The sequence below is a fragment of the Bradyrhizobium sp. CCBAU 65884 genome, from assembly GCF_028128835.1.
In the GTDB taxonomy this organism is placed as follows: domain Bacteria; phylum Pseudomonadota; class Alphaproteobacteria; order Rhizobiales; family Xanthobacteraceae; genus Bradyrhizobium; species Bradyrhizobium ottawaense.
This window is the reverse complement of sequence record NZ_LBJU01000129.1, coordinates 125,886-149,356: the sequence shown is the minus strand read 5'-3', so window position 1 is coordinate 149,356 and position 23,471 is coordinate 125,886. Positions and strand designations below refer to the sequence as shown.

The window sequence follows — 23,471 nt, the reverse complement described above, 5'->3', positions numbered from 1 at the left end:
ATGCGAACCCATAGATCAGGAGTGCAAGACATGAACCGTCCCGAACCCACCTTCACGACCGAACAGATTCACCTCGAGCGCCGCCTGCCGTCCTACTGGCGTGTCACCTTCGACATGCCGCCGGTGAATATTTTCGGCCCGAAGCAGCTGCCGCTGCTGGGCGACATCGTCACCAGGATCGAGACCGATCCGGACGTGAAGGTCGTCGTGTTCGACAGTGCCGTCGAAGGCTTCTTCATCACCCATTACGACTTCCTCGCGCCGCTGGAGGATTCGCTTCGTATTCCGCCGGGGTCGACCGGCCTTGAGGCGCTGCCCGACATGCTGGTGCGCCTCAGCCGCGCGCCGGTCGTCTCCATCGCCTCGATCCGGGGCCGCGCGACCGGTGTCGGCAGCGAGCTCGCGCTCGCGAGCGACATGCGCTTTGCCAGCCGCGAGAAGGCGATCCTGTCGCAATGGGAGGTTGGGGCGGGCCTCGTGCCCGGTGGCGGGCCGATGGCGCGATTGCCGCGCCTGATGGGCCGCGGCCGTGCGCTCGAAGTGCTGCTCGGCGCCGACGACATCCATGGCGATCTCGCCGAACGCTACGGTTACGTCAACCGGTCGTTGCCGGACGCCGAGCTCGATGGTTTCGTCGAGGCACTCGCCATGCGCATCGCCTCGTTCGACAAGGAGGCGATCGCCGAGACCAAGCGTCTTGTCGATGTCGCAAGCCTGCCGCCGGACGCCGAAATCAAGCCGGAGTGGGATGCGTTCCTGGCCTCGCTCGGCCGCCCCGCGAGCCAGACCAGGATCAAGGCGCTGATGGCGCGCGGCTTCCACCGCTCCGGGGACGTCGAGAACCGGCTCGGCTTCCACGTCGGACAGATCGGCAGCTAACGGAACCGTTGCGACGCGCGGCCGGTTGGAGCGGCGGCAGGCGGTCACGCCGATGCCGCCTTCCACCGGTACGGAGTAGCGGTGCTGAAATCAAACAAGGAGAATTGAGATGATCCGCAAGGCAACGGCAGTCTGGAAAGGCACCGGTCGCGATGGGACCGGTCATCTGACGAGCGAATCCGGCGTGCTCGCGCAGACACCCTATTCGTTCAAGACCCGCTTCGAGAACGAGAAGGGTACCAATCCCGAGGAGTTGATCGCGGCGGCCCATGCCGGCTGTTTTACGATGGCGCTGGCCTTTGGCCTTCAGATGGCCGGTTTCACGCCGGACGAGCTCTCGACCGAAGCCGCCGTCACGCTCGAGCCCGAAGGCAAGGGCTTCAAGATCAGCAAGTCCGCGCTGACCTTGCGTGCCAAGGTGCCGAACCTCGACGACGCAGGTTTTGCCAAGATCGCCGGCGAGGCCGAGAAGAACTGCCCGGTCTCGAAGGTGCTCAACGCCGCGATCACGCTCGACGCCAAGCTGGGCTGACTGAACGCAGGGAGTGTTGCCATGTCTCGCCAAAATCCGTCTCGCCAACATCAGCCGGATGAGGACAGGTTCCGGGCAATCCTGCCCGAGGATATCGCATGGCAGCCCTTCCCGGCATTTCCGCCCGGTGCGCGATTGGCCGTCATGGTCGGACATCCCGCCGAGCCCGGACCTTACGTGGTCCGGGTCAAGGTGCCCGGCGGCACGAGGTTGATGCCGCACAAGCATCCGGAGGACCGCATCTACACGGTCATGTCGGGCGTGTTCTACATCGGGCTCGGCGAGAGTTTTGACGGCGATAAAGTCAGCGCCTATCCGCCGGGGAGTGTTATCGTGCTGCCTGGCGAGACCTGGCATTTCCATTGGGCGAAGGCCGGCGAGTATGTCACGCAGGTGAGTGCGATCGGGCCGCTGGGCCTCGAATATCACGACGACAAGGATGACCCGCGCTTGCGTGCGGTTGCGGAGCAAAGGTAAGCATCTCGACGAAACCAAGGGAGCATCAAATGACGACGGAGCGCGCAGTTTTGGCCGGAGGCTGCTTCTGGGGCATGCAGGATCTGATCCGCAAGCAACCGGGCGTGATCTCGACACGCGTCGGCTACACCGGCGGTAAGGTGAAGAACGCGACCTACCGCAACCACGAAGGCCACGCCGAGGCGATCGAGATCATGTTCGATCCCGCCAAGACCAGCTACCGGGTCATGCTCGAGTTCTTCTTCCAGATCCACGATCCCACCACGCTCGATCGCCAGGGCAATGATCGGGGCACCAGCTATCGCTCCGCGATCTTCTATACGAGCGAGGAGCAGAAGAAGATCGCCGAAGACACCATTGCCGACGTCGAGGCGTCCGGCCTGTGGCCCGGCAAGGTGGTGACCGAGGTCGCGCCCGCAGGCGAGTTCTGGCAGGCCGAGCCCGAGCATCAGGACTATCTCGAACGTTATCCCGACGGCTACACCTGCCACTTCATCCGGCCCGGCTGGAAGCTGCCGCGCCGCGCTGCTGCCGTCGGAGGCTAGATCAAGACGCCGCGCCGTCAGGCCCGCGATCGCGCGATCAGATCGCGGGCCATGCGCATGTCGGCGATATCGGAGCCTTCGGCAAACGTCCCGCAGACGTTGTCGAGAACCACCCGGGCTTCCGCGCCCCGGCCGGCTCCGATCATGGCCCGCGCGAGGCTGGTCGCGCAGCGGAGTTCCCAGAAGCGCGCGCCCTGCTGGGCGGCAATGTCGATGGCCTCGCGAAAGTGCGCCTCGGCCTGCTCCGCATGCCGCGCGCTCCTGAGCATCAATTCTCCCTTGATGCGGAGCAGCTCCGGCAGATACCAGCGCTCCTGCCGGTCGTTGCAACGGGTCAGGACGTCTTCGATCACGTCGAGGCCACGGTCGACCTGGTCGGCTTCGAGGAAGCACGCGGCGAGCTCGCCGAGCAGCGGCAGAAAGCGCGGCAGGAAGCGCGCATCGCCGGCGCGGTTGAGCTCTTCCCGCAAAAGCGGCAGGCCGGTGGCGATGTCGCCGCGCCTGGCCACGACCGCGGCGTTGAAGGCGCGTGCCCATAGGCCCCACAGCCGGATTCCGTGGCGCTCGGTGTGTTCGAGCAGCTCGGCGCCGTGGCGCTCGGCGGCATCGAAATCGCCGGACCAGAACGCGATCGGGCAGGCGGCCTGTCCCAGCACGCTGCAGAAGGTCAGCGCATGGCCGTTGGCGCGGCCTTCCTCGATGTTCGTGGCGGCGAGCGCCTGGGCCTGATCGGCAAGGCCCTGAAGCCAGAGGATGCGGGCCCGGAAATATTGCGTCGATATCCTGAGGTCGAGTGGGAAGATTTTCGGCTTCGCCACCAGCACATGCAGCGAGGCGTTCACGCGGTCGATGCGTTGCCGCGCGTCGTTCTGATCACCCAGGTAATGCAACGCGACGGCCATCAGGCGGTCGCCCAGCATGAGATCGGTGCTGTCAGGCGAATTCGCAGCCGCGTTCGCAAAGCGCTCGGCGAGCACGCGGGCCTTGCCGAACTGCCCGTTGTTGAACTGGTCGATGCACAGGCCCCAGAGCGCCCGCAGCCGGAAGTCCTTGTCGTCGAGGCTCTCGGCCAGCTCGAGCGTCGTCTCGAGGATCGGGCGCGCCTCGCGCGCGCGGCCCTCGCCATACATCAGCGACCAGCCGAGTGCCGACAGGAGCTGCATGCGGACGCGGTCGTTGTCGCCGTCGTCTCCGAGCGCCGCCAGTGCCGTTCTGCTGCGCTCGCGGCATTCGGCGAACAGCGACAGACGCACCCACAGGGTGACCGCGGCCGCCGTCAGCGCAACGCCGAGCCGGGTGTCGCCGTCGGGCGCGAAGGCCCAGTCCAGCGCCGCGCGCACATTGTCGAGCTCCCCACCATAGGTGCTGAGCCATTCGGGCAGCGGCGTCGACGCGTCGGCCCCCGCGCGCTCAAAGAAATCGCGAAAATGCTCCGCATGACGCCGCGCGAACTGCCTGGCTTCGCCGAGCCCGTTCAGTTTCCCGAGCGCGTAGGTGCGCGTGGTGTCGAGCAGGCGATAGCGCAGCGTCCGCGAGCCGGATGGCGAGATCAGCGATTTGGTGACCAGGCTGTCGATCGCCTCCAGCGTCTCCGAGGTGCTGAGGCCATCGCCGGACGCGACCGCGGCAGCCGCCTCCGGCGCGAAGGGTCCTGCGAACACCGACAATCGCCGCAAGGTGGCGCTTTCCGCCGGAGGCAGCAGGTCGTAGCTCCAGTCGAGGGCGGCGGCGAGCGTCTGGTGCCGCGGGACGGCCGTGCGCCGTCCCCGCCATTGCAGCGAGAAGCGGCTGTCGAGCAGGGAAGCGGTGCCGGCGATGCCATACGCATTGACACGGCCTGCCGCAAGCTCGATCGCCAGCGCAATGCCGTCGAGGCGCCGGCAGATGCTGGCGACAAGCGGCGCCTCTTCGGCGCTGAGTTGGAACGGCCCGGAGCTCTGCGCGATGCGCTCGACGAAGAGCTGGGCCGCGGGGTAGGCGAGAACCTCGGCGACGTCGAGGCCGTCGCGCTCGGGCGGACAATCCAGCGGAAACAGCCGGAAGATCCGCTCGCCTTCGCTTCGGAACGACTCGCGGCTGGTGGCGAGAACACGAAGCTGCGGCGCTTCGCGAACGATGCGCTCGACGAGAGGCGCCAGATTATCCAGCACATGCTCGCAGCTGTCGAAGATCAGCAGGGCCGGCCCGGTCTTCAGAAATGTCAGCAGGGCCGGCGTCGGATCCTCCGCGCTGACGGTCAGTCCGAGGACGGCGGCGATGCTGGTTGGGACATGGCTCGCATCCCGCAGCGGACCGAAATCGACGAAGAAGACGCGGCCGTCGAAATCCGCCGAGCGGCGATGCCCGACCGTGACGGCGACGGCGGTCTTGCCGATGCCGCCGGGACCGACCAGGGTCATGAAGCGATAGAGCGTCAGGCCGTTCGAAATCTTCTCGATGACCTCCTCGCGTCCGACCATCTTCGCAAGCTGGGCGGGCAGGGAGCGGGGAGGAATGATTTCGGCGGCGGCTGGCGCGACCTGCGAGGGCGCTTGAGCGAACGGGGCGACAAAGCAATAGCCACGGCCGGGTACATTGAGGACATAACGGGCCGATTTTCCGGTATCGCCGAGCACCTTGCGGAGCGCTGCGACATGGAAGCGCAGACTGCCCTCGTCGACATTCACCTCGGCCCAGATGCGCTTGACCAGCTCTCTCTTGTCGACGACTTCTCCGGGGCGCTCGGCAAGCAGGATGAGAATATCGAGCGCGCGCCCGCCGACGTGAAGCGGCTCCCCTTCCTTTTCCAGGAGCCGGGACTTGGGAAACAGCCGAAATGGCCCGAATGAAATGGCCGAGTCTTGGTTGTTATTGTGAGCTGGCACGTGCCATTGCCCCCGCAACGGGAGTCAAAAGGTATTTTATTCTGGTCTAGCAGAACGAGCCGTCCAGTAAACTGGCCGAAAGCAGCATGGCTGGCAGACCTGCGCAGATGGCTTCGGTCGGCTTCGGCTCCGCCAGAATCATGCTGGAAATGGAAGGGGTTAGGTCGCCGTGGTCTTACCCTTGTCCTTTGTGACGATGTGTGCCGACAGCGTGACCAGACCCATCAGCGCAGCCAGCAGCCAGAACGCCATGGGCAATCCGCCAAAACGTGCGACGAAGCCGACGCCGGCGGGGCCGATGAGGATTCCTGCGTAGCCCGCGGTCGTGATCGCCGCGACCGCAAGCCCCGTGGGCATCACCGTCTGCCGCGCCGCCCGACGGAACAGCACCGGCACGAGATTCGACGCGCCGAGCCCGATCAGCAGGAATCCGCCGATGGCGACCGCTGCGATGGGCGCCGTGAGCAGGACCACGAAACCGGCGATCGCAATCAGGCTGCCCCAGAGCAACGTCGTGCGGTCGCCGATCCGCGCGACGACGGCGTCGCCGCCGAGCCGGCCCGCAGTCATCGCGATCGAGAACACGATATAGCCGGCGCCGCCTTGCGCCTCGGTGACGAGACCTGCGCCGATGACGAGCAGGGCGCCCCAATCGAGCATCGCACCTTCGACCAGGAAGGTGATGGCGCCGAGCAGCGCGAGCAGCAGCACCGATCCGTGCGGCAGCACGAACAGCGGGCCCTCCTGCACCTGCACGGAACGAAGCAGGCGCGGCGAGGTCAGGGCCATCGCGAGCAGCATCAGGGCGGAGCAGACCAGCGTGCAGGCGAGCGTTCCGAATTGCAGCGAGAGCAGCGCCGTCATCAGCGCGGATCCGGCAAAACCCCCGATGCTGAACAGGGCGTGGAAGCCGGACATCAGCGGGCGGTGCGCGGCGCGCTCCACCTCCACGGCGTGGATGTTCATGGCGACGTCGATCGAGCCGAGCGCGGCGCCGAATGCGAAAAGCGCCAGCGCCAGCGTTGCGGGCGAAGCCGCAATGGCGAGCAGGGGCAGGACCAGCGCCAGGCCGAACCCGCCGGCAATGATGATCGGCCTGCTGCCGTAGCGCGCGCTCACGATTCCGGTCACCAGCATCGCGATGACCGAGCCGATGCCGAGGCTGAGCAGCAGCAGTCCGAGCACGCCGTCATCGACGCCGAGCCGCGTCTTCGCGAACGGCACCAGCGGCGCCCAGCACGAGATGCCGAAACCCGCGACGAGGAAGGCAAGCCGGGTCGCAAGGCGCGTCGCAGGCCGGTCGGCGGAAGACATGGGAACTCCGGAGAAGCAGAGGCAGGGCGATCGACAAGCCCGAGAAATGCCGCGGCTTTATGTCCGAGGCGCTCCCAAATCGTCGCGGGCAGCCCGCGCGAGTTGCAAGCGGACGCGCAGGCCCTCTGGCGCGTTGTCGAGCAGCTGAAGCGTTCCGCCATGCGCGGTCACGATCGCCTGCGCGATCGACAGACCGAGACCAAATCCTGATGTCTCGTCCATGGTGCGGGCTTCCTCTCCCCGCACAAAGGGCTCCAGCATCGCGGCCTTGCTTTCGTCGGGAATGCCCGGCCCGTCGTCGCAGACGTCGATGACGAGCCGGTCCTCGGCGGTCACCAGCGCGACGTCGATTTGGGTTCCGAATCGCGTTGCGTTCTCGACGAGGTTGGTGACCGCGCGAATGATTTCGTCGGGCCGCAGGACGAAGGCGGCCCTGTCGGGGCCGGAATAGGTCACGGCAAATCCGGAATCCGAAAACTGCTCGCAAACCATCTGAAGCAGCGCCGCGACGTCCACCAGCGTCGGCTTGACCGGGCTTTCGCTGCGCAGGAGCGACAGCACCGATTCGAGCATCGACTGCATCTGGTCGAGGTCGCGCACGGTCTGGGTGCGTTGTGCCGGATCCTCGATATATTCCGAACGGAGCCGTAGACGCGTGATCGGCGTGCGAAGATCATGGCTGATGGCCGCGAGCATGCGGGTTCTGTCGTTCATCAGCGTGGTGATGCGATCGCGCATCCGGTTCAGCGCCCTTGCCGCGGACCTGATCTCCTCCGGTCCGTTTTCCGGCAGCGGTGCGGAGGACCGGCTCAGGCTGAAATCCTCCGCCGCGCGCGCGAAGGCCGACAGCGGCGAGGAGAGCGCGCGGCCGGCCCAGATACCGAGCAGCGTCAGGCTTGCCACGAGGAACAGCAGCGTCGAGGTCCAGAGGCCGCTGACGAAGGCCGGCATCTTGGGCGATCCGATCGTGGCTTCGAGCACGTCGTCGCCCGGAAGGTAGAACCAGACGCGCTCGCCGTCCGCGCCGCTGCCGCGAACGAGCTCGGCCCTGACACCAAGCGCAGAGGGGATGGTCAGTGAGGTCCGCATCGACTGCGGCGTGGCGGCGGCGGATACGCTGTCCCGCAATTGGAGCTTGAGCGGCGGAAAGGTCCGGCTGACGCTGTCGAGGACGATCGCGCGCTCGGCCTTCGGCGTGTTGGCGATGATCCGCACGATCAGCTCGATCTGCTCCAGCGGCGTGTCCGCCAGCAGCTTCGGCTGGTTGAGGAGAAAATAGCCGGCGATCAGGACATGGATCAGGACCAGCGATCCCAGGATCAAGGCGGCGATCTGGCCGCTGATCCGCCTGAAGCTGAAGAGCGCGACGAGGTCGGCGGTGCGGCTCATGCTTCCTCCACCCTCGGGGTGAAGACGTACCCGCCGATGCGGACGGTCTTGATCACGGATGCGCCTTCCGCCCGGTCGAGCTTGCGGCGCAGCCGGCTGACCAGCACGTCGATGCTGCGGCCGAAGCTTGCTCCGGCACGACCGCGCGTCATGCTCAGGAGGTTGTCGCGGGTGAGGATGCGGCCGGCCCGCTCGCAGAAAGCCTGCAGCAGATCGAACTCGGCACTGGTCAGGGGCACCTGCGCGCCTTCGGGATCGCGCAATTCGCGCAGGCGCAGATCGATGGTCCAGCCCTGGAACTTGAGACGCGCCGCGGTGGGGCCCGTGAGGCTGCTCGATCGCCGCCGCAGCACGGCGTTGATCCTGGCGAGGAGCTCGCGCGGGTTGAACGGCTTTGGCAGATAGTCGTCGGCGCCCATCTCGAGGCCGAGGATCCGGTCGAGATCCTCGCCCTTCGCGGTGAGGATGATGATCGGCGTCGTGGACTCCATCCGCAGCCGGCGGCAGAGGCTGAGGCCGTCCTCGCCCGGCAGCATCAGGTCGAGCACGATCAGGTCGACCCGCTCGCGGGAGAGATGGCGGTCCATCTCCCTGCCGTTCGCGACCGCGTCGACCGAGAAGTTGTGATCAAGCAGATAACGCGAGATGAGGTCGCGGGTCTGCTTGTCGTCCTCGACGATCAGGATGTTCTGGGGGCCGCTGGTCATGATTGAAATCGCATCGGGGTTGCCGATCGTTGGTCGATTTGCGGACGAATGTCTCGCCCGAAGAACTACGGTCATCGTGCAATCCTAAGGTCAGTCGCGGCTCAGTGCCACCACGGGGTCGAGGAAGGCGGCGCGGCGGGCGGGGAAGAAGCCGAAGGCAACCCCGATCCCGGTCGAGGTCAGGAACGCCGCGCCGATCGAGAACGTCGAATAGCTGACCTCGAATCCGGGCACCGCGACGTTGATGGCGACGCCGAGCAGCATCGCGACGAGAATGCCGGCGATGCCGCCGATCGACGAGATCAGGGTCGCTTCCACCAGGAATTGCTGGAGGATGTCGCTGCGCCTGGCGCCGACCGCCATGCGCACGCCGATCTCGCTGATCCGTTCCGATACGGACACCAGCATGATGTTCATGACACCGATGCCGCCGACGACCAGCGAGATCACCGCGATCGCCGCCACCAGGAACGCCAGCGTCTGTGTCGTGCTGGTGATGGTGCGGCGGATATCGTCGGTGTTGAGGATGACGAAATCCCGGGTGTTGTGCCGCTGCGTCAAGAGCGTGGTCACCGCGTCCTGCGCCAGCGCAGTCGAAACTTCGTCGCTGATCCGCAGCAGGATGCTGCGCAGCGCGCGATCGCCCGTGAACTGGGCCTGCACGGTGGTGTAGGGCAGGTAGACCGACAGGTTCTGGTTCGAGCCGAACCCGCCCTGCTGCTGGGCGATGACGCCGACGATGCGGCAGGGCACCTTGCCGAGCCAGATCACGCGGCCGATCCCGGAGGTCTGGTCGTCGGCGAAGAAGGTCTTGCGGGTATTGTCGTCGATGACGGCCTGCCGCTCGATGTTGCGGATCGCGTCGGTATCGAACAGGCGTCCTTTCGCGAGCTTGGCGCCCTTGACCTGGAAATAGCTCTCGCCGACGCCGTTCACCAGCACGTTGGACTCGTTGCCGCGATATCGCACCGTCGTGCTGGTCGACACCGTCGGCGTGACCCCGGCAATGAAATCCTGCCGGCCGAGCGCGCGGGCATCGCCCAGCACCAGCGTCTTGATCTTGCCGGCGCGGGCGTCGCCAAAATCCTTGCCCGGAAACACCTCGATCGTGTTGGTGCCGAGGCTCGAAATGTCGGACAGCACCTTGCGCTGGGACGCGTTGCCGAGCGCGACCACCGACGACACCGCGGCGATGCCGATGATGATGCCGAGCATGGTCAGGAAGGCCCGCAGCCGGTGCGCGGCCATCGCAACCAGCGCCATCCGCGAGGCCTCCCGCAGGCGCCGCAAGGCGCCGGACCAGCCGGTGCCGCTGCTCCATGACGTCCGCGACACCGGAACCGCCGGCTCCGACGCGCTTGTCGTCTCCGCGCGGCGATCGGAGGCGATCCTGCCGTCGCGCAGCTCGATGATGCGTTCGGCCCGCGCGGCGACATCGGCATCGTGGGTGACGATGATGATCGTCCGCCCCTCGCGATGCAGCTCTTTCAGGATCTTCAGGACCTCCTCGCCGCTGCGCCGGTCGAGCGCGCCGGTCGGCTCGTCCGCCAGGATGACCTCGGCGCCGTTGATCAGCGCGCGTGCGATCGAGACACGCTGCTGCTGGCCGCCCGATAGCTGGTTCGGGCGATGGCCGCGCCGGTCGTTGACGCCGAGCCTTGCGAGAAGCTGCTCTGCGCGCGTGCGGCGCTCGCGGGCCTTCATCCCGGCATAGATCGCGGGGATCTCGACATTCTCGCCGGCCGAGAGGTCGCCGAGCAGATGATAACGCTGGAAGATGAAGCCGAAATGCTCGCGGCGCAGCGCCGCCAGCGCATCGGCATCGAGCTCGGAGACGTTCTTGCCGGCAACGCGATAGGTGCCGGAGGTCGGGCGGTCGAGACAGCCGAGGATGTTGAGCAACGTCGATTTGCCCGATCCGGACGAGCCGATGATCGCCACCATCTCGCCGGGCCGGATGCTCAGCGAGAAATCGTCGAGCGCGACCACGCTGGTGTCGCCGGCCGCGAACTCCCGCCGGACCTTCTCGATCGCGATGATCGGATCGGCCAAATGAGGGATCATGTCAGGGACCTCCCCCTCCCGGCGGGCCGCCGGGCATGCCGCGTGATGCGGTCTGCTCGTTCGCCTCGCCGGTCACGACACGTTCGCCCTCGTCGAGGCCGGACTTGATCTCGACGGTGGTGCGATCGTTGAGGCCGGTCTTGACCTCGCGCTCGCGGATGTCACCGGACGCGGCGAGCGTGCGCACCGTGCTGCGGCCGTCGGACTTTCGCATCACCGCGAGCGCCGGGATCACCTTCACGCGCTTGGCCTCGCCGGTGACGATGTGCACCTCCGCGGTCATGTAGGTCCGCAGCGAGAGCTCCTTGTTCGGCACGTTGAAGACGCCGATGTAGTAGATCGCCGTGCTGGTCGAGCTCGACGAGCTCGTGCTCGAAGTCGAGCTGGTGGTGGTCGAGGAGAAGCTGGCGTCGTTCTTGATCGATTCGGGCGCCGGCTCGATCTGCTCGAGCCGGGCCTCATAGCGATGGTCCTGGTCGCCGAGGATGGTGAAGTAGAGCGATTGCCCCGGTCTGACCTTGACGATGTCGGCCTCGGAGATCTCCGCCCGCACCGTCATCGTCGCGAGCTGGCCGAGCACGACGATGGTCGGCGCGGACTGCACCGCGTTGACCGTCTGTCCTTCCTGCACCACGGTGGCGAGGACCGTGCCGTCGATCGGCGCGGTGATGCGGGTGTATTCGAGGTTCACGCGTGACGTCTCGACGCTGGCTTCCGCCCCCACGATCAGGGCTTCGAGGGCGACGATCTGGGCGCGGGTCTGCCGCACGGTCGAATCCGCGCTGTCGAAGTCGCTGCGCGACGTCGCGCGTTGCGCCAGGGTCGCCTGCTGGCGCGCGAGATTGGCCTCGGCCAGCACCAGCGCGGCCTCCTTCTCGATCTTCTGCGCCCGGTAGTTCTTCAGCGACGCCTCGGAGCTGCGCAGGTCGTTCTGCCTGGTGACGGGATCGATCTGGGCGATGACGTCGCCGGCCTTCACCGTGTCGCCGACGCGGACGTTGAGGGCGGTGATCCGGCCTGACACCTGCGCGCCGACCGCGGTCAGCCGCGCCGGCTTCAGCGTGCCGCTGGCGAGCACCTCCTCGCGCAGATCGCTGACGGTGACCGGCGCCGTGATGTAGGACTGCGCCTTGCTCGACGTTCCCGGAAAGCGCGTGGCCGCGACCACGCCGGTCGCCACGACGGCAACAATCGCTGCGGCAATCTTCAGGCGTCTGGCGGTGATGATCTCGGTCACTTCTGCGCCTCCCGGAAGTGAGGTCCCGTGTTGGTGTCCACGATAACAGGCGTAGATACGTCGACCGGATCGGACCAGCCGCCGCCGAGCGCCTTTGCCAGCGCGATGTAATCCTTGGCCGCCGACACCTTGCTCTGGATCAGCGAATCCTCGGCCGAATAGAGCGAACGTTCGGCATCCAGCACGTCGATGAAGCTGGCGCTGCCGGTCTCGAACAGCGATCGCGACAGCCGTGCGGCTTCGCGGTAGTTCCTGGCCGCCTCCGTCAGCTTGGTGGCGCGCACGCGTTCGCGCGACAACGAGACCAGGGCATTCTCGACGTCCTCGAGCGCGGTGAGCAGGGTCGAATGGAACGTCGCGAAGGCCTGGTCGCGTTGCGCCTCCGCAATCCTGACCGTGGCCAGGCGGTTGCCCGCGTCGAATACCGGTACGGTGATCGAGGGTCCGACCGACCAGCTGACGCTCGAATATTTGGCGAGATCGCCGGCCCGCAGAGCAGAGGTGCCGACCGAGCCGGTCAACGACACCGCCGGATAGCGGTCGGCCTCGGCGGCGCCGATCTTGGCGGTCGCCTGCGCCAGCTTGCGCTCGGCACTGGCAATATCGGGACGGCTCATGAGGAGATCGGCGGGCAGTCCCATGGGGAGCGGCATACGCGGCGCCGGCACGGGCGCGGACTGCGCCATCAACGAGGCGACGCCGCCGGGCGGCCGCCCGAGCAGGATTCCGAGCCGGTGAATGTCGGCCGCAAGCGCCGCCTGATAGGTCGGAACGTTGGCTTCCGTGCTTGCGGCCTGCGCGGTGGCCTTGGCGAGATCGACGGCGTTGCCGCTGCCGGCCTCGTATTTGCTGCGGGTGAGCTTTTCGGTGTCGCGCTGCGAGACCGCGGTCCGCTGCGCCAGCGCGATCCGGGCCTGATAGCCGCGCGACTCGACGTAATAGGCGGCGACGTCGCCGATCAGCGTGACGAGGCTGTCGCGCAGATCCTCCTCGGCGGATTGCGCACCATGCGCCGCGGCCTCGATGCTCCGCTGCGTGCCGCCGAACAGGTCGAGCTCCCAGCTCGAATCGAAGCTTGCCTGGTGAAGTGAGTAGGGCGCACTGTCGACGAGGACGGACGAGGAGCCGGCGCTGGTCTTGTTGCTGGTCACCGAGGCCGTGCCGCTCACGGATGGAAACAGGCCTGCCATCGTTTGTTGCAGCGTGGCGCGCGCCTCGCGCACGACCGCTTTCGCCTTCGCGACATCAGGGTTTGCTTCGACGGCCTCCTCGATCAGCCGGCTGAGCAGGGGATCGCGCAAGCGCAGCCACCAGCGGTCGAGCTTGCCGGCGTCCCGATGCGGGGCGGTGTTGGTGCTCCAGTGCGAGGGCAAGGCGAGCTTGGGCGGGCCGGCATAATCCGGGCCGACCGCGCAGCCGGCCAGGGCGCTGCCCAGCATCAGCGCAACGCAGGCTGATCCGGCGCGCGACATGGGGCTGCGCAACGGGGCGGGCTTCGAACGATGCGTCTCCTTGGCGGTTGACAGGGGACTTGCGGCGAACGAGTACGACGGCATCAAATCGGCTGAAATCCATTGACCTCGGCTCGGAGGGAGCTCATGGCCCTCAGGGGCAGGACGAGGCAGCCGCCACTAGCCGGCCGATCGTGGCCTTTCGGCAGCCGGAATGTTGCTGAATGTAAACAGGTATTGCAGGACGTCTCGGCGCTGCCGAAGCGGTGATGTCCCGCAGCCCGGATGGAGCGAAAGCGTAAATCCGGACTGCTCGCCCGGCATTTTGCACCGTCCCGGATTCCGCTAGCGCTCCATCCGGGTTACGCGACCCGCCTGTGTCGCCGCGTGTCAATCCGCTCCGTTAAAAATATTCCACTTTACCGAAATTCGGTTTCGACGTATGTGTCGTCCATCCCGGCTTGACCTTGAGGGGCGATCGCGCGTCGTCACGTTTCGCGAGCCGGGTTGCGGTGGACGCGGCAGCGTCGGCACGAAAAGGTAGCGGGCAGGGCGGGTCGTCCCTGTGAGCCCGAAACCGCGTGCGGACGAGCGACGCTGAACGCGTACGGCAAAACCGTGTCGTCCTGGCCGTCGTTGCTACGGTCAAGCTTCCGCGGAGGTGCGAGCGAGCCCAACCGGGCAGACTGCATCATCCAATTCGCGGGGCGAGGGAGGCCAGAAGGAAAGTTCGGCTCCCGGGAGAGCACGGCATAAGCCGTCCGACCACCGCGCAGGGAAGGCCGAGTGTTCGGCACCACCTGTATGCTGCTGTGCGGTTCTTTCTGCGTGTGCATTTCGCGCAGCGGACCGCGGGTGCGAGCTGGCACCCGGCCTTCCCTGCGCCCTCTTGGATTGGAGGGTGGAGAGTTGAAGCAAAGCTCGGGCGAAATCCGCCGCGAGGCCGCGAAGGTGTGTTTGCGAGCTGAGCTGCGTGCCACAAACTCGATATCGTAGGGTGGGCAAAGCGCAGCGTGCCCACCATCCTCGCACCGCAATTGAATTGGTGGGCACGGCGCGGTGCGCCTTTGCCCACCCTACGACACTGCACGCTGGGATGTGCATTGGAGCATCGCAATGACGGTGGAGAGACCGGGCGCCGCACTCCGCTCTCGTGCCCCGGCTCTGCAGCGCAGCGCTCCCGGCGATGCGAAGCATCGTCCGGTGCGGTTGCCCTGGGTCCCGGCGCTGCGCCGCAATGCTGCGCGTTGCAGCTTGTCCGGGACATGAACGCCGCGGCGCGACCGGCCGCCCGCACGAAATTCAACGCGTAGAAACAATGCGGAAATCTCAAAGCCACACCGCGGCCACAGGGCTCCCGTCTTCAGGGCATGTGAAGTGCTGCTGAGGTGTGGAATGCCGTTTTTGCGGACCTGGCTGATCGCCGTGGCGATGAGTGCTGTATCGATTGCGAGTTCGCTTCCGCTTGCACTGCTGCCGCAGCCGGCGGCCGCGCAGGCGGCGGAGACGATCGTCGTCGAAGGCAATCGCCGGGTGGAGGCCGAGACGGTCCGCTCCTACTTCAGGCCGGGCCCCGGCGGGCGTCTCGATCAATCCGCGATCGACGACGGGCTCAAGGCGCTGATCGGAACAGGCCTGTTTCAGGATGTGAAGATCAACCCGGCGGGCGGCCGCATCGTGGTGTCGGTGGTGGAGAATGCCGTGATCGGCCGCATCGCCTTCGAGGGCAACAAGAAGATCAAGGACGAGCAGCTCTCGGCGGAAATCCAGTCCAAGCCGCGCGGGACGTTCTCGCGCGCGCTGGTGCAATCCGACACCCTGCGCATTGCCGAAATCTACCGGCGCTCCGGCCGCTACGACGTCCGCGTCACCCCTGAAATCATCGAGCAGCCGAACAACCGTGTCGATCTCGTCTTCACGGTCGAGGAGGGCGCCAAGACCTCGGTGAAGTCGGTCGAGTTCGTCGGCAACAGCGCCTTCTCGGCCTCCCGCCTGCGCGACGTCATCAAGACGCGCGAGAGCAATTTGCTCAGCTTCCTCGGCAGCAACGACATCTACGACCCCGATCGCGTCGAGGCCGACCGCGACCTGATTCGCCGCTTCTACCTCAAGAACGGATTCGCCGACGTCCAGGTCGTGGCCGCGCTCACCGAATACGATCCGGATAAGAAGGGCTTTCTGGTCACCTTCAAGATCGAGGAAGGTGCCCAATATCGCATCGGCTCCGTCGATTTCCGCTCCGGCATTCCCAATTTCGACGCGGGCTCGCTCCGCAGCTATTCGCGCGTCAGTGCCGGCTCGCTCTACAACGTCGAATTGGTCGAGAAGTCGACCGAAGAGATGCAGATCGAGGCCTCGCGCCGCGGCTATGCCTTTGCCGTGGTCCGGCCCGGCGGCGACCGCAATTTCGAGGCGCACACCGTCTCCGTCGTGTTCAACGTCGACGAAGGCCCGCGGAGCTATATCGAGCGCATCAACCTGCGCGGCAACACCCGCACGCGCGATTACGTGATCCGCCGCGAATTCGATCTCTCCGAGGGCGATGCCTACAACCGCGCGCTGGTCGACCGCGCCGAGCGGCGGCTGAAGAACCTCGACTACTTCAAGAGCGTCAAGATCGTCACCGAGCCCGGCTCCTCCAGCGACCGCGTGGTCCTGATCGTCGACATGGAGGAGAAATCGACCGGCGACTTCTCGATCTCGGGCGGCTACTCCACCACCGACGGAGCACTCGCCGAAGTCTCGATCTCCGAGCGCAACCTGCTCGGCCGCGGTCTCTACGGCAAGGCCTCGGTCAGCTATGGCCAGTATTCACGCGGCATATCGCTGTCCTTCGTCGAGCCCTATCTGCTCGACTACCGGATGGCGCTGGGGTTCGACACATATTGGAAGCAGCAGAAGTCGAACAGCTATACGAGCTACGGCGTAACCACGCTCGGCTTCTCTCCGCGCATTGGCCTTGCATTGCGCGAGGACCTTTCGCTCCAGCTCCGCTATTCGCTCTATCAGCAGAGCATCACGCTCGCCAGCGCCTACAACAATTGCAACAACAACGCGTCCAACGCCTCGCTGGCCTACAACCCGACGCCGTCCTACATCCAGAACGTCCTGGGCGGCGTGGACCCGACCAACTCCACGAGCTCGGGGGTCTATGGCTACGGCTGCTACGGCGACGGCGAGTCGAGCCTGCCGGTCCGGAAAGAACTGGCGAACGGCGCGACCTGGACCTCGGCGCTCGGCTACACGTTGAGCTACAACACACTCGACAACACCAAGAACCCGACGGACGGATTGCTGGTCGACTTCCGGCAGGATTTCGCCGGGGTCGGCGGCGACGTCACCTATTTGAAGACCGCGCTGGACGCCAAATACTACACGCCGCTCGTCTCCGAGATCGTCAGCGTGATCCATCTCCAGGGCGGCCTCCTCAGCAAGCTCGGCGATCAGGACCTGCGCATGCTGGATCACTTCCAGATGGGCCCGAGCCTGGTGCGCGGCTTCGCTTCGAACGGTATCGGTCCACGCGACATCACCTACTGGAGCCTCGGCGCCAGCGGCGATGCGCTCGGTGGCACGAAATATTGGGGCGCGTCCGCGGAATTGCAGATGCCGTTCTGGTTCCTGCCGAAGGAGGTCGGCCTGAAGGGCGCGGTCTATGTCGACGCCGGATCGCTCTGGGGCTATCAGGGGCCGACCTCGTGGTCGGCCACGGGCGAAGTCAACACCAAGGCGTGCCCGACCTGCGGATTGCAATATGACGACGGCAACACGGTGCGGTCGTCGGTCGGCGTCGGCCTGATCTGGGCCTCCCCGTTCGGGCCGCTGCGCTTCGACTACGCCGTGCCGATCACGAAGGGCAAATATGACGTCGTCCAGGAGTTCAGGTTCGGAGGAGGGACGTCGTTCTAGAGCATGATCCGGAAAAGTGTGGCGCGGTTTTCCGAAAGATCATGCTCAAAAAAAAGGGCGTCAGCCCGCGAGGATCCGCCGGCAGGCGTCGACGTACACCTCCGCGCCGGTGACGATATCGGCGTCGGCGGTGTCTTCAGTCCAGTGATGGCTGATGCCGCCGATCGACGGCACGAACAGCATGGCGGCGGGCATGACGGTTGCCAGCATCTGCGCGTCGTGGCCGGCGCCGCTGGGCATGCGGATGGAACGTCCACCGGCCAGCGCCTTGCTCGCGGCGTCGATTGCGTCCTGAAAGCGGGGATTCATCATGGCAGGCGCACCGGTGCGAATCTTCTCGACGGTCACGGTGCAGGGACCGTTCGCGCTGGCCTCGTCCGCCATTGTTCGCAGCAACTGCTCCAGCCGGGCAATGACGGCCGGATCGTCGTCGCGAATCTGGAACAGCATCTCCGCTCCACCCGGAATGATGCTCGGCGCGCCGGGATCGAGCGTGATGCGCCCGGTGGTCCAGACCGTGCGCGGACCGCAGGTGTCAGGAAAACGCAGGTCGATCGCGACGCAGAATTTGGCCAGCGCCAGCCCGGCATCCTTGCGCACGGCCATGCGCGTGGTCCCGGCGTGATTCTGTTCACCGGTGAAATTGATACGGTACTGCCAGATGCCGACGATGGAGGTGACGACGCCGATCGCGAGCTTGCCGCTTTCGAGCGTGTCGCCCTGTTCGATATGGGCCTCGAGATATCCGACGTGGCGGCCCGGCTCGACGCCGAGGCGCGCGCGACCGGCGAGCCCGATCTCGGCGAGCGCATCGCGCATGGTGCGGCCGCTGGTGCGGTCGCGCGCGGCGTCGATCTCGGCTTCAGTCACCTGGCCGACATAGGAACGCGAGCCGAGGAAGTTGCCGAAATGCCCTTCCTCGTCGCACCAGGCGACGACTTCGACGGCGCCTTTGACGGTCGGATCGGCATTGAGCACGCGCGCCGCCTCGAGCGCATAGACGACGCCGAGCGGGCCATCGAGCCAGCCGGCGTAGTTCTGGCTCTCCAGATGCGAGCCGGCCAGAAGCTTGGGTCCGGATTTGGCGCTAGTGCCGAACACATTGCCGATGCCGTCGATCGCAGCGGTAAGACCGGCGCCGGGCAGCTTTTGCACCAGCCAGTCCAGCGACTCCTTATGCGGCTCGGAGAAGGTCGGCTTGTGCACGCCGGTCTTGTAGGTGCCGATGGCACGGAGTGCGTTGAGGTCGGCGAGGACGCGCTGGCCATCGGCGCGCGGCTTGGTGTCAGGCATGCTCAGTAACCTTCAGCGCCTCGGTGCGGATCTCCTCGACCAGCCGTTCCTTGAGCTGGACGAATTCCGGCGTGGTCTTGATCTTGTAGGAGCGCGGATGGGGCAGGTCCACTGTGATCTCGGCCTTGATACGGCCGGGGCGCGCGCTCATGACGATGACGCGGCTGCCGAGGAAGATGGCTTCCTCGATGTCGTGGGTCACGAACAACACGGTCTTCTGGTCGCGCTCCCAGATCCCGAGCAGCATCTCCTGCATCAATGCGCGGGTCTGGTTGTCCAGCGCGCCGAAGGGCTCGTCGAGCAGCAGGATCTTGGGATCGTTGGCAAGCGCGCGGGCAATCGCCGTGCGCTGCTGCATGCCGCCGGAGAGTTGCTTGGGCCAGTGATTCTCGAAGCCGGACAATCCGACCTGGCGGATGAAGGTGTCGGCGATCCTGTAGCGTTCGTCCTGCGACACGCCGCGCTCGCGCAGGCCGAAGGCGATGTTCTCGCGCACGGTGAGCCAGGGAAACAGCGTGTAGGATTGGAACACCATGCCCCGATCCGCGCCGGGGCCGGTGACCTCGCGCCCGTCGAGCGTGACGCGGCCGCTGGTCGGACGGTCGAGGCCCGCGACGATGCGCAGCAGTGTGGACTTGCCGCAGCCGGAGGGGCCGAGGATGGTGACGAAGTCGTTGTTGCCGATGACGAGATCGGTCGGCTCCAGCGCCCTGGTCGGCGCGTTGCCGTGGCGCGCGGGGAAGGTGCGCGAGACCTGTTCGACCTTGAGGATCGTCATGCGAGCCTCCACGGAAACAGCCAGGCGTTGAACGCCTTGAACATGAAGTCCGAGAGCAGTCCGATCAGCCCGATCACGATGATGCCGAAGATGATCTGTCCGGTGTTGAGCAGCGCCTGGCTGTCGGTGATCATGTGACCGATGCCGGAGGACGAGCCGATCAGCTCGGCGACGATGACATAGGTCCAGGCCCAGCCGAGCACCAGCCGCAGGATCTCTGCGATCTCGGGTGCGGAGGAGGGCAGCAGCACGCGGCGGATGATGCCGCGGTCGCGGGCCCCCAACGTATAGGCCGCCTCGACCAGATCGCGCCGCGTTGCGCCGACGGTCACGGCGACCATCAGGATGACCTGGAATACCGAGCCGATGAAGATGACGAGGAGCTTCTGCAGTTCGCCGATGCCGGCCCACAGGATCAGGAGCGGAATAAACGCGGAGGCGGGCAGATAGCGCGCGAAGGAGACGAACGGTTCGAGGAAGGCTTCGACCGGCTTGTAGGCGCCCATGAGAACGCCGAGCGGCACTGCGATGATCGCTGCGAGCGCAAAGCCGCCCACGACGCGCCAGATCGTCATGCCGATGTCGAACACAAACCCCTGCTTGGCCAAGAGGTCATAGCCTTCCTGCACCATGGTCAGCGGGTTGGCGAGAAAGGTCTTCGACACATAGCCGCCGAAGGTCGCCCACGACCAGAGGGCGACGAACACCACGAAGAACGCAAGGCCGTAGGCCATGCGCTGCTTCGATGTAACAGGGTCCAGGGGACGCATCAAACTGTCTATCCGGGCGATGAAGAGAAATGCCGGCCCCGCCGCAAGACGGGACCGGCAGCGCTAGAAGAAGTTACTTGATGAAGCTGGCGTCGAAGAGATCCTCGACCTTTGGTGCGGCCTTGATGATGCCGATCTCGAGCAGCAGCTCGGCAGCCTCCTTGTTGAAGGTCAGGAAGTCGCCGGCGAAGAACTTCTGGTTCGCGGCCTTGTCCTGCCAGCGCAGATATTTCGCCGAGTTGCCGAATTGCTCGCCGCTCTGCTTCACGTCCGCGCCCATGATCTCGTAGGCCTTGGCCTGGTCCTTGGCGATCATGTCGAGCGCCTCGAAATAGCTGTCGGCGAGCGCCTTGGCGGCCTTGGGATTCTCCGTCAGGAATTTCGGCGTGCAGCCGAAGGTGTCCATGACCATCGGATAGTCCAGCGTGGTGGCGATGATCTTGCCCTTGTCGGGCGCGGCGCGCACGGTCGAGAGGTAAGGCTCATAGGTCATCGCCGCATCGTTCTGGCCGGAGACGAAAGCCTGCGCGGCGGCGGCCGGCTCGAGGTTGACGACGGTGACGTCCTTCACGGTGAGGCCGTTCTTCTTGAGCATCCAGGCCAGCGCGAAATAAGGCGAGGTGCCGGGCGCGGAGGCGGCGACGGTCTTGCCCTTCAGGTCCTTGATCGCGGCGACGTCGTTGCGCACGGCCATGCCGTCGGCGCCAAAGCTCTTGTCGAGCTGGAAGATCTGCTTGGTCGCAACGCCGTTGGCGTTCCAGGAGATCCAGGTCTCGACCGTGGTCGCCGCGCACTGGATGTCGCCGGACGCGATCGCGAGGTGGCGGTCCTTCTGCGGGATCTTCTTGATGGTGACGTCGAGACCGTTCTTCTTGAAGATGCCAGCCTCCTTCGCCAGCGTCAGCGGCGCGAAGCCGGTCCACCCGGAGATGCCGATTCCGACCTTGACGTCGTCGGCGAGCACGGGAGTGGAGGCCGAAAGAGCAATGATTGTCGCAAATATCGTCGAACTACGCATGATTGTCGTCCTCTTGCCGATCGATGGATTGACGTCCTGTTGATCATTGTCGGTCCAGATGGACCGTTGCCCGAAGCGTTGCACGATTTGTGCCGACATATCCTCTCAGCCTCCCTTGAATCGCGCGACAAGGCGGTGAGAGTCACCGGGATAGAGCAGGCGCACGGCAGTGATGGTGCGTGCGCTGCGCCAGGTGTAGCGGTCGATCACGAGGCAGGGCGCGCCGACGGCGATCGCGAGCGCATCCGCCGTGCGATCGTCGGCGACGATGGCGCTGATGGTGTGCTCGGCCTCCGTCCACGGGACATGATGAAGCAGCCACGACCCCGGCGGTTCGCGCGCGAAATCCGCGGTTGCGGCCTCCGGCACCGAGGACAGATCAATCAGCCTGTCCTCGACCGCAAAAGGCACTTTGTCGGCGCTGTGCCGGCAGGTAATCGCGACCACCTTGCCGGCCTTTTTCACGCCGAGACGGTCACGGTCGGCGGCAGTCGCAGCCCGCAGCTTGCGACCGATCAACTCGTAGCCGTAGCCGCGCCCCAGTGCGGTGATCTCGGCGCGGATGTCGGCGATCTTGAGCACGGCCGACTGATGCTGCGGCCGGCGCACGAAAGAGCCGGCCCGCCGCCGCCGCTCGATCAAATCGGCCTGCGCGAGCTCCGACAGCGCCTTGTTGACGGTCATGCGCGAGCAGCCGTAACGGGCCACCAACTCATGCTCGAACGGAATGCGATGCCCCGGCGGCCATTCGCCGGTCAGGATGCGCGTCTCGATGTCGGCGCGGATGCGCTTATAGAGCGTCGGCTTGTCGGCGGCATCGGTCGCAAGGCTCATGCGAGGAGCCTCCGCACCGTCGCGTTGAAGCGTTCGCGCGCCCCCTGACGCAATTTGTGCCGGCCGCCTTCGACGACCTTGTGGCCGCCGGCCCAGACGCAATCGATCGCGCCACTGCCCGCGGCAAAGATCCAGCCGTCGATGGCTACGTCGCCGGCGCGCCCCGATAGCGAAGGATGCGCCGTGTCGAGCGTGACGATGTCGGCCCGCGCGCCCGCGGCGAGGCCGACTGTCGGCTGTGCCAGCGCTTGCGCGCCGCCCGCAAGAGCGTGGTCGAATAATGTGCGACCGGTGGAACGGCCCGCGCCGCTGGAGAGCACGTTGCGCTCGCGATGCTTCAGCCGCTGGCCATATTCGAGCTGGCGCAATTCGTCGGCGACCCCGACCAGGACGTTGGAATCAGTGCCCACGCCGAACGCACCGCCGGCGCCGAGAAATTCGCGCGCCGGGAAGGTGCCATCGCCGAGACTCGCTTCGGTGACAGGGCAGAGGCCCGCCACCGCCCCGGTCTTCGCGAACGCGGCGACTTCCTCGTCCGTCGTGTGGGTCGCGTGGATAAGGCACCAGCGCCGGTCGAGGGGCGCGTGCTCCAGCAGCCATTGCACCGGGCGCCGTCCCGACCAGGCAAGGCAGTCCTCGACTTCCTTCACCTGCTCTGCGGCGTGGATATGCACCGGCCCGCCGTCGGCAAGCGGAATGATCGCCGCAAGCTCGTGTGGCGTCACCGCGCGCAGGCTGTGCGGCGCGATGCCGATATTGGCGTCGGGCAATGCGCTGATCGCCTTGCGCGACGCAGCCATCAATGCCGCGAACTGATCGACCGAGCAGATGAAGCGGCGTTGGCCGTCATGAGGCGCTGCGCCGCCGAAGGAGCCGTGCGCATAGAAACTCGGCAGCAGCGTCAGGGCAATGCCGGAGGCTTCGGCAGCCTGCGCGATGCGCGCGGCCGTCTCGGCGGGATCGGCATAGTGCGAGCCGTCGCGATCGTGGTGCAGATAATGGAATTCGCCGACGCGGGTAAATCCCTGTTCGAGCATCTCGACATAGAGGAGAGTCGCGACGGCGGCGACGTCATCGGGCGTCATTGCGAGGGCGAAGCGATACATCGTCTCGCGCCAGGTCCAGAACGTGTCGGTGGAATTGCCGCGCAGCTCAGCCAGGCCCGCCATGCCGCGCTGGAACGCGTGACTGTGCAGGCTCGCAAGTCCCGGAAGCGCGATGGCGTGGCGCTCGTCGCCGGCGGCCGGCTGCACACCCGCGGACACCGCCGCGATCGCGCCGGCGGTGATCACCACCTGCACGTCATTGGCCCAGCCCGAGGGCAGGAGCGCGGAGGCGAAATGCAGTCGGGTCATGATTACACGCCGGCTGGACAGAACGGTCCCACGATTATATGTCTAGACATATAAG

Annotated in this window: 18 protein-coding genes; 5 read left to right on the top strand and 13 right to left on the bottom strand. The window is 66.0% G+C overall.

Features of this window, described 5'->3' with window-relative positions; genetic code table 11:
• The first annotated feature begins 30 nt into the window (after positions 1 to 30).
• From XI03_RS31345 to msrA, 4 genes are all read left to right on the top strand, one after another.
• The gene (locus tag XI03_RS31345; RefSeq protein WP_271594265.1) at positions 31 to 879 is read left to right on the top strand and encodes an enoyl-CoA hydratase/isomerase family protein; all 849 of its coding nucleotides are present in this window, start codon (positions 31 to 33) and stop codon (positions 877 to 879) included.
• A 109-nt stretch (positions 880 to 988) separates the two neighbouring features.
• On the top strand, positions 989 to 1,411 hold the full coding sequence (locus XI03_RS31340) for an OsmC family protein (protein ID WP_028143735.1): 423 nt from the start codon (positions 989 to 991) through the stop codon (positions 1,409 to 1,411).
• Between the two features lie 21 nt (positions 1,412 to 1,432).
• Positions 1,433 to 1,888 carry a cupin domain-containing protein gene (locus tag XI03_RS31335; RefSeq protein ID WP_028143734.1) on the top strand — a complete coding sequence of 152 codons (456 nt, stop codon included), beginning with the start codon at positions 1,433 to 1,435 and terminating at the stop codon, positions 1,886 to 1,888.
• Positions 1,889 to 1,917: 29 nt separating this feature from the next.
• Positions 1,918 to 2,433 (top strand): peptide-methionine (S)-S-oxide reductase MsrA, encoded by a 516-nt coding sequence (msrA, locus tag XI03_RS31330; RefSeq protein ID WP_271594264.1) that lies wholly within the window; start codon positions 1,918 to 1,920, stop codon positions 2,431 to 2,433.
• Between the two features lie 17 nt (positions 2,434 to 2,450).
• Here the strand turns inward: msrA and XI03_RS31325 are convergent, their stop codons facing one another.
• The 7 genes from XI03_RS31325 to XI03_RS31295 form a co-directional block, all read right to left on the bottom strand.
• Positions 2,451 to 5,297: an ATP-binding protein gene (locus XI03_RS31325; RefSeq protein ID WP_271594263.1), complete on the bottom strand. Its 2,847-nt coding sequence runs from the start codon at positions 5,295 to 5,297 to the stop codon at positions 2,451 to 2,453.
• 159 nt (positions 5,298 to 5,456) lie between these two features.
• Positions 5,457 to 6,611: an MFS transporter gene (locus XI03_RS31320; RefSeq protein ID WP_038949633.1), complete on the bottom strand. Its 1,155-nt coding sequence runs from the start codon at positions 6,609 to 6,611 to the stop codon at positions 5,457 to 5,459.
• Positions 6,612 to 6,668: 57 nt separating this feature from the next.
• Positions 6,669 to 8,000 carry an ATP-binding protein gene (locus tag XI03_RS31315; protein WP_271594262.1) on the bottom strand — a complete coding sequence of 444 codons (1,332 nt, stop codon included), beginning with the start codon at positions 7,998 to 8,000 and terminating at the stop codon, positions 6,669 to 6,671.
• Entirely contained in the window at positions 7,997 to 8,707 is a 711-nt protein-coding gene (locus XI03_RS31310; RefSeq protein WP_038949631.1) for a response regulator, read from the bottom strand. The genes XI03_RS31315 and XI03_RS31310 overlap by 4 nt, the downstream gene beginning before the upstream one ends.
• Positions 8,708 to 8,797: 90 nt before the next feature.
• A complete protein-coding gene (locus tag XI03_RS31305) occupies positions 8,798 to 10,759 on the bottom strand; it encodes a MacB family efflux pump subunit (RefSeq protein WP_442869759.1) in 1,962 nt (653 codons plus the stop codon).
• A 13-nt stretch (positions 10,760 to 10,772) separates the two neighbouring features.
• Positions 10,773 to 12,008, bottom strand: a complete 1,236-nt coding sequence (locus XI03_RS31300) for an efflux RND transporter periplasmic adaptor subunit (RefSeq protein ID WP_271594260.1) — start codon at positions 12,006 to 12,008, stop codon at positions 10,773 to 10,775.
• Positions 12,005 to 13,447 (bottom strand): efflux transporter outer membrane subunit, encoded by a 1,443-nt coding sequence (locus tag XI03_RS31295; RefSeq protein WP_271594259.1) that lies wholly within the window; start codon positions 13,445 to 13,447, stop codon positions 12,005 to 12,007. The genes XI03_RS31300 and XI03_RS31295 overlap by 4 nt, the downstream gene beginning before the upstream one ends.
• Positions 13,448 to 14,854: 1,407 nt before the next feature.
• Between XI03_RS31295 and bamA the strand changes: the two genes are divergently transcribed.
• Entirely contained in the window at positions 14,855 to 17,368 is a 2,514-nt protein-coding gene (gene bamA, locus XI03_RS31290) for an outer membrane protein assembly factor BamA (protein WP_271594258.1), read from the top strand.
• A 60-nt stretch (positions 17,369 to 17,428) separates the two neighbouring features.
• Here bamA and XI03_RS31285 read toward each other — a convergent pair whose 3' ends face one another.
• The 6 genes from XI03_RS31285 to XI03_RS31260 form a co-directional block, all read right to left on the bottom strand.
• Positions 17,429 to 18,661 (bottom strand): Zn-dependent hydrolase, encoded by a 1,233-nt coding sequence (locus tag XI03_RS31285; protein ID WP_271594257.1) that lies wholly within the window; start codon positions 18,659 to 18,661, stop codon positions 17,429 to 17,431.
• Positions 18,654 to 19,439, bottom strand: a complete 786-nt coding sequence (locus XI03_RS31280) for an ABC transporter ATP-binding protein (RefSeq protein WP_271594256.1) — start codon at positions 19,437 to 19,439, stop codon at positions 18,654 to 18,656. The genes XI03_RS31285 and XI03_RS31280 overlap by 8 nt, the downstream gene beginning before the upstream one ends.
• Positions 19,436 to 20,209: an ABC transporter permease gene (locus tag XI03_RS31275; RefSeq protein WP_095427009.1), complete on the bottom strand. Its 774-nt coding sequence runs from the start codon at positions 20,207 to 20,209 to the stop codon at positions 19,436 to 19,438. The genes XI03_RS31280 and XI03_RS31275 overlap by 4 nt, the downstream gene beginning before the upstream one ends.
• Positions 20,210 to 20,282: 73 nt before the next feature.
• Positions 20,283 to 21,227: an ABC transporter substrate-binding protein gene (locus XI03_RS31270; protein WP_095427040.1), complete on the bottom strand. Its 945-nt coding sequence runs from the start codon at positions 21,225 to 21,227 to the stop codon at positions 20,283 to 20,285.
• A 105-nt stretch (positions 21,228 to 21,332) separates the two neighbouring features.
• Positions 21,333 to 22,061, bottom strand: coding sequence for a histidine utilization repressor (gene hutC, locus XI03_RS31265; RefSeq protein WP_028142736.1), 729 nt, complete (start codon positions 22,059 to 22,061; stop codon positions 21,333 to 21,335).
• Positions 22,058 to 23,416, bottom strand: coding sequence for a formimidoylglutamate deiminase (locus XI03_RS31260; RefSeq protein WP_271594255.1), 1,359 nt, complete (start codon positions 23,414 to 23,416; stop codon positions 22,058 to 22,060). Before XI03_RS31260 ends, hutC begins: the two co-directional genes overlap by 4 nt.
• Positions 23,417 to 23,471: the final 55 nt, after the last annotated feature.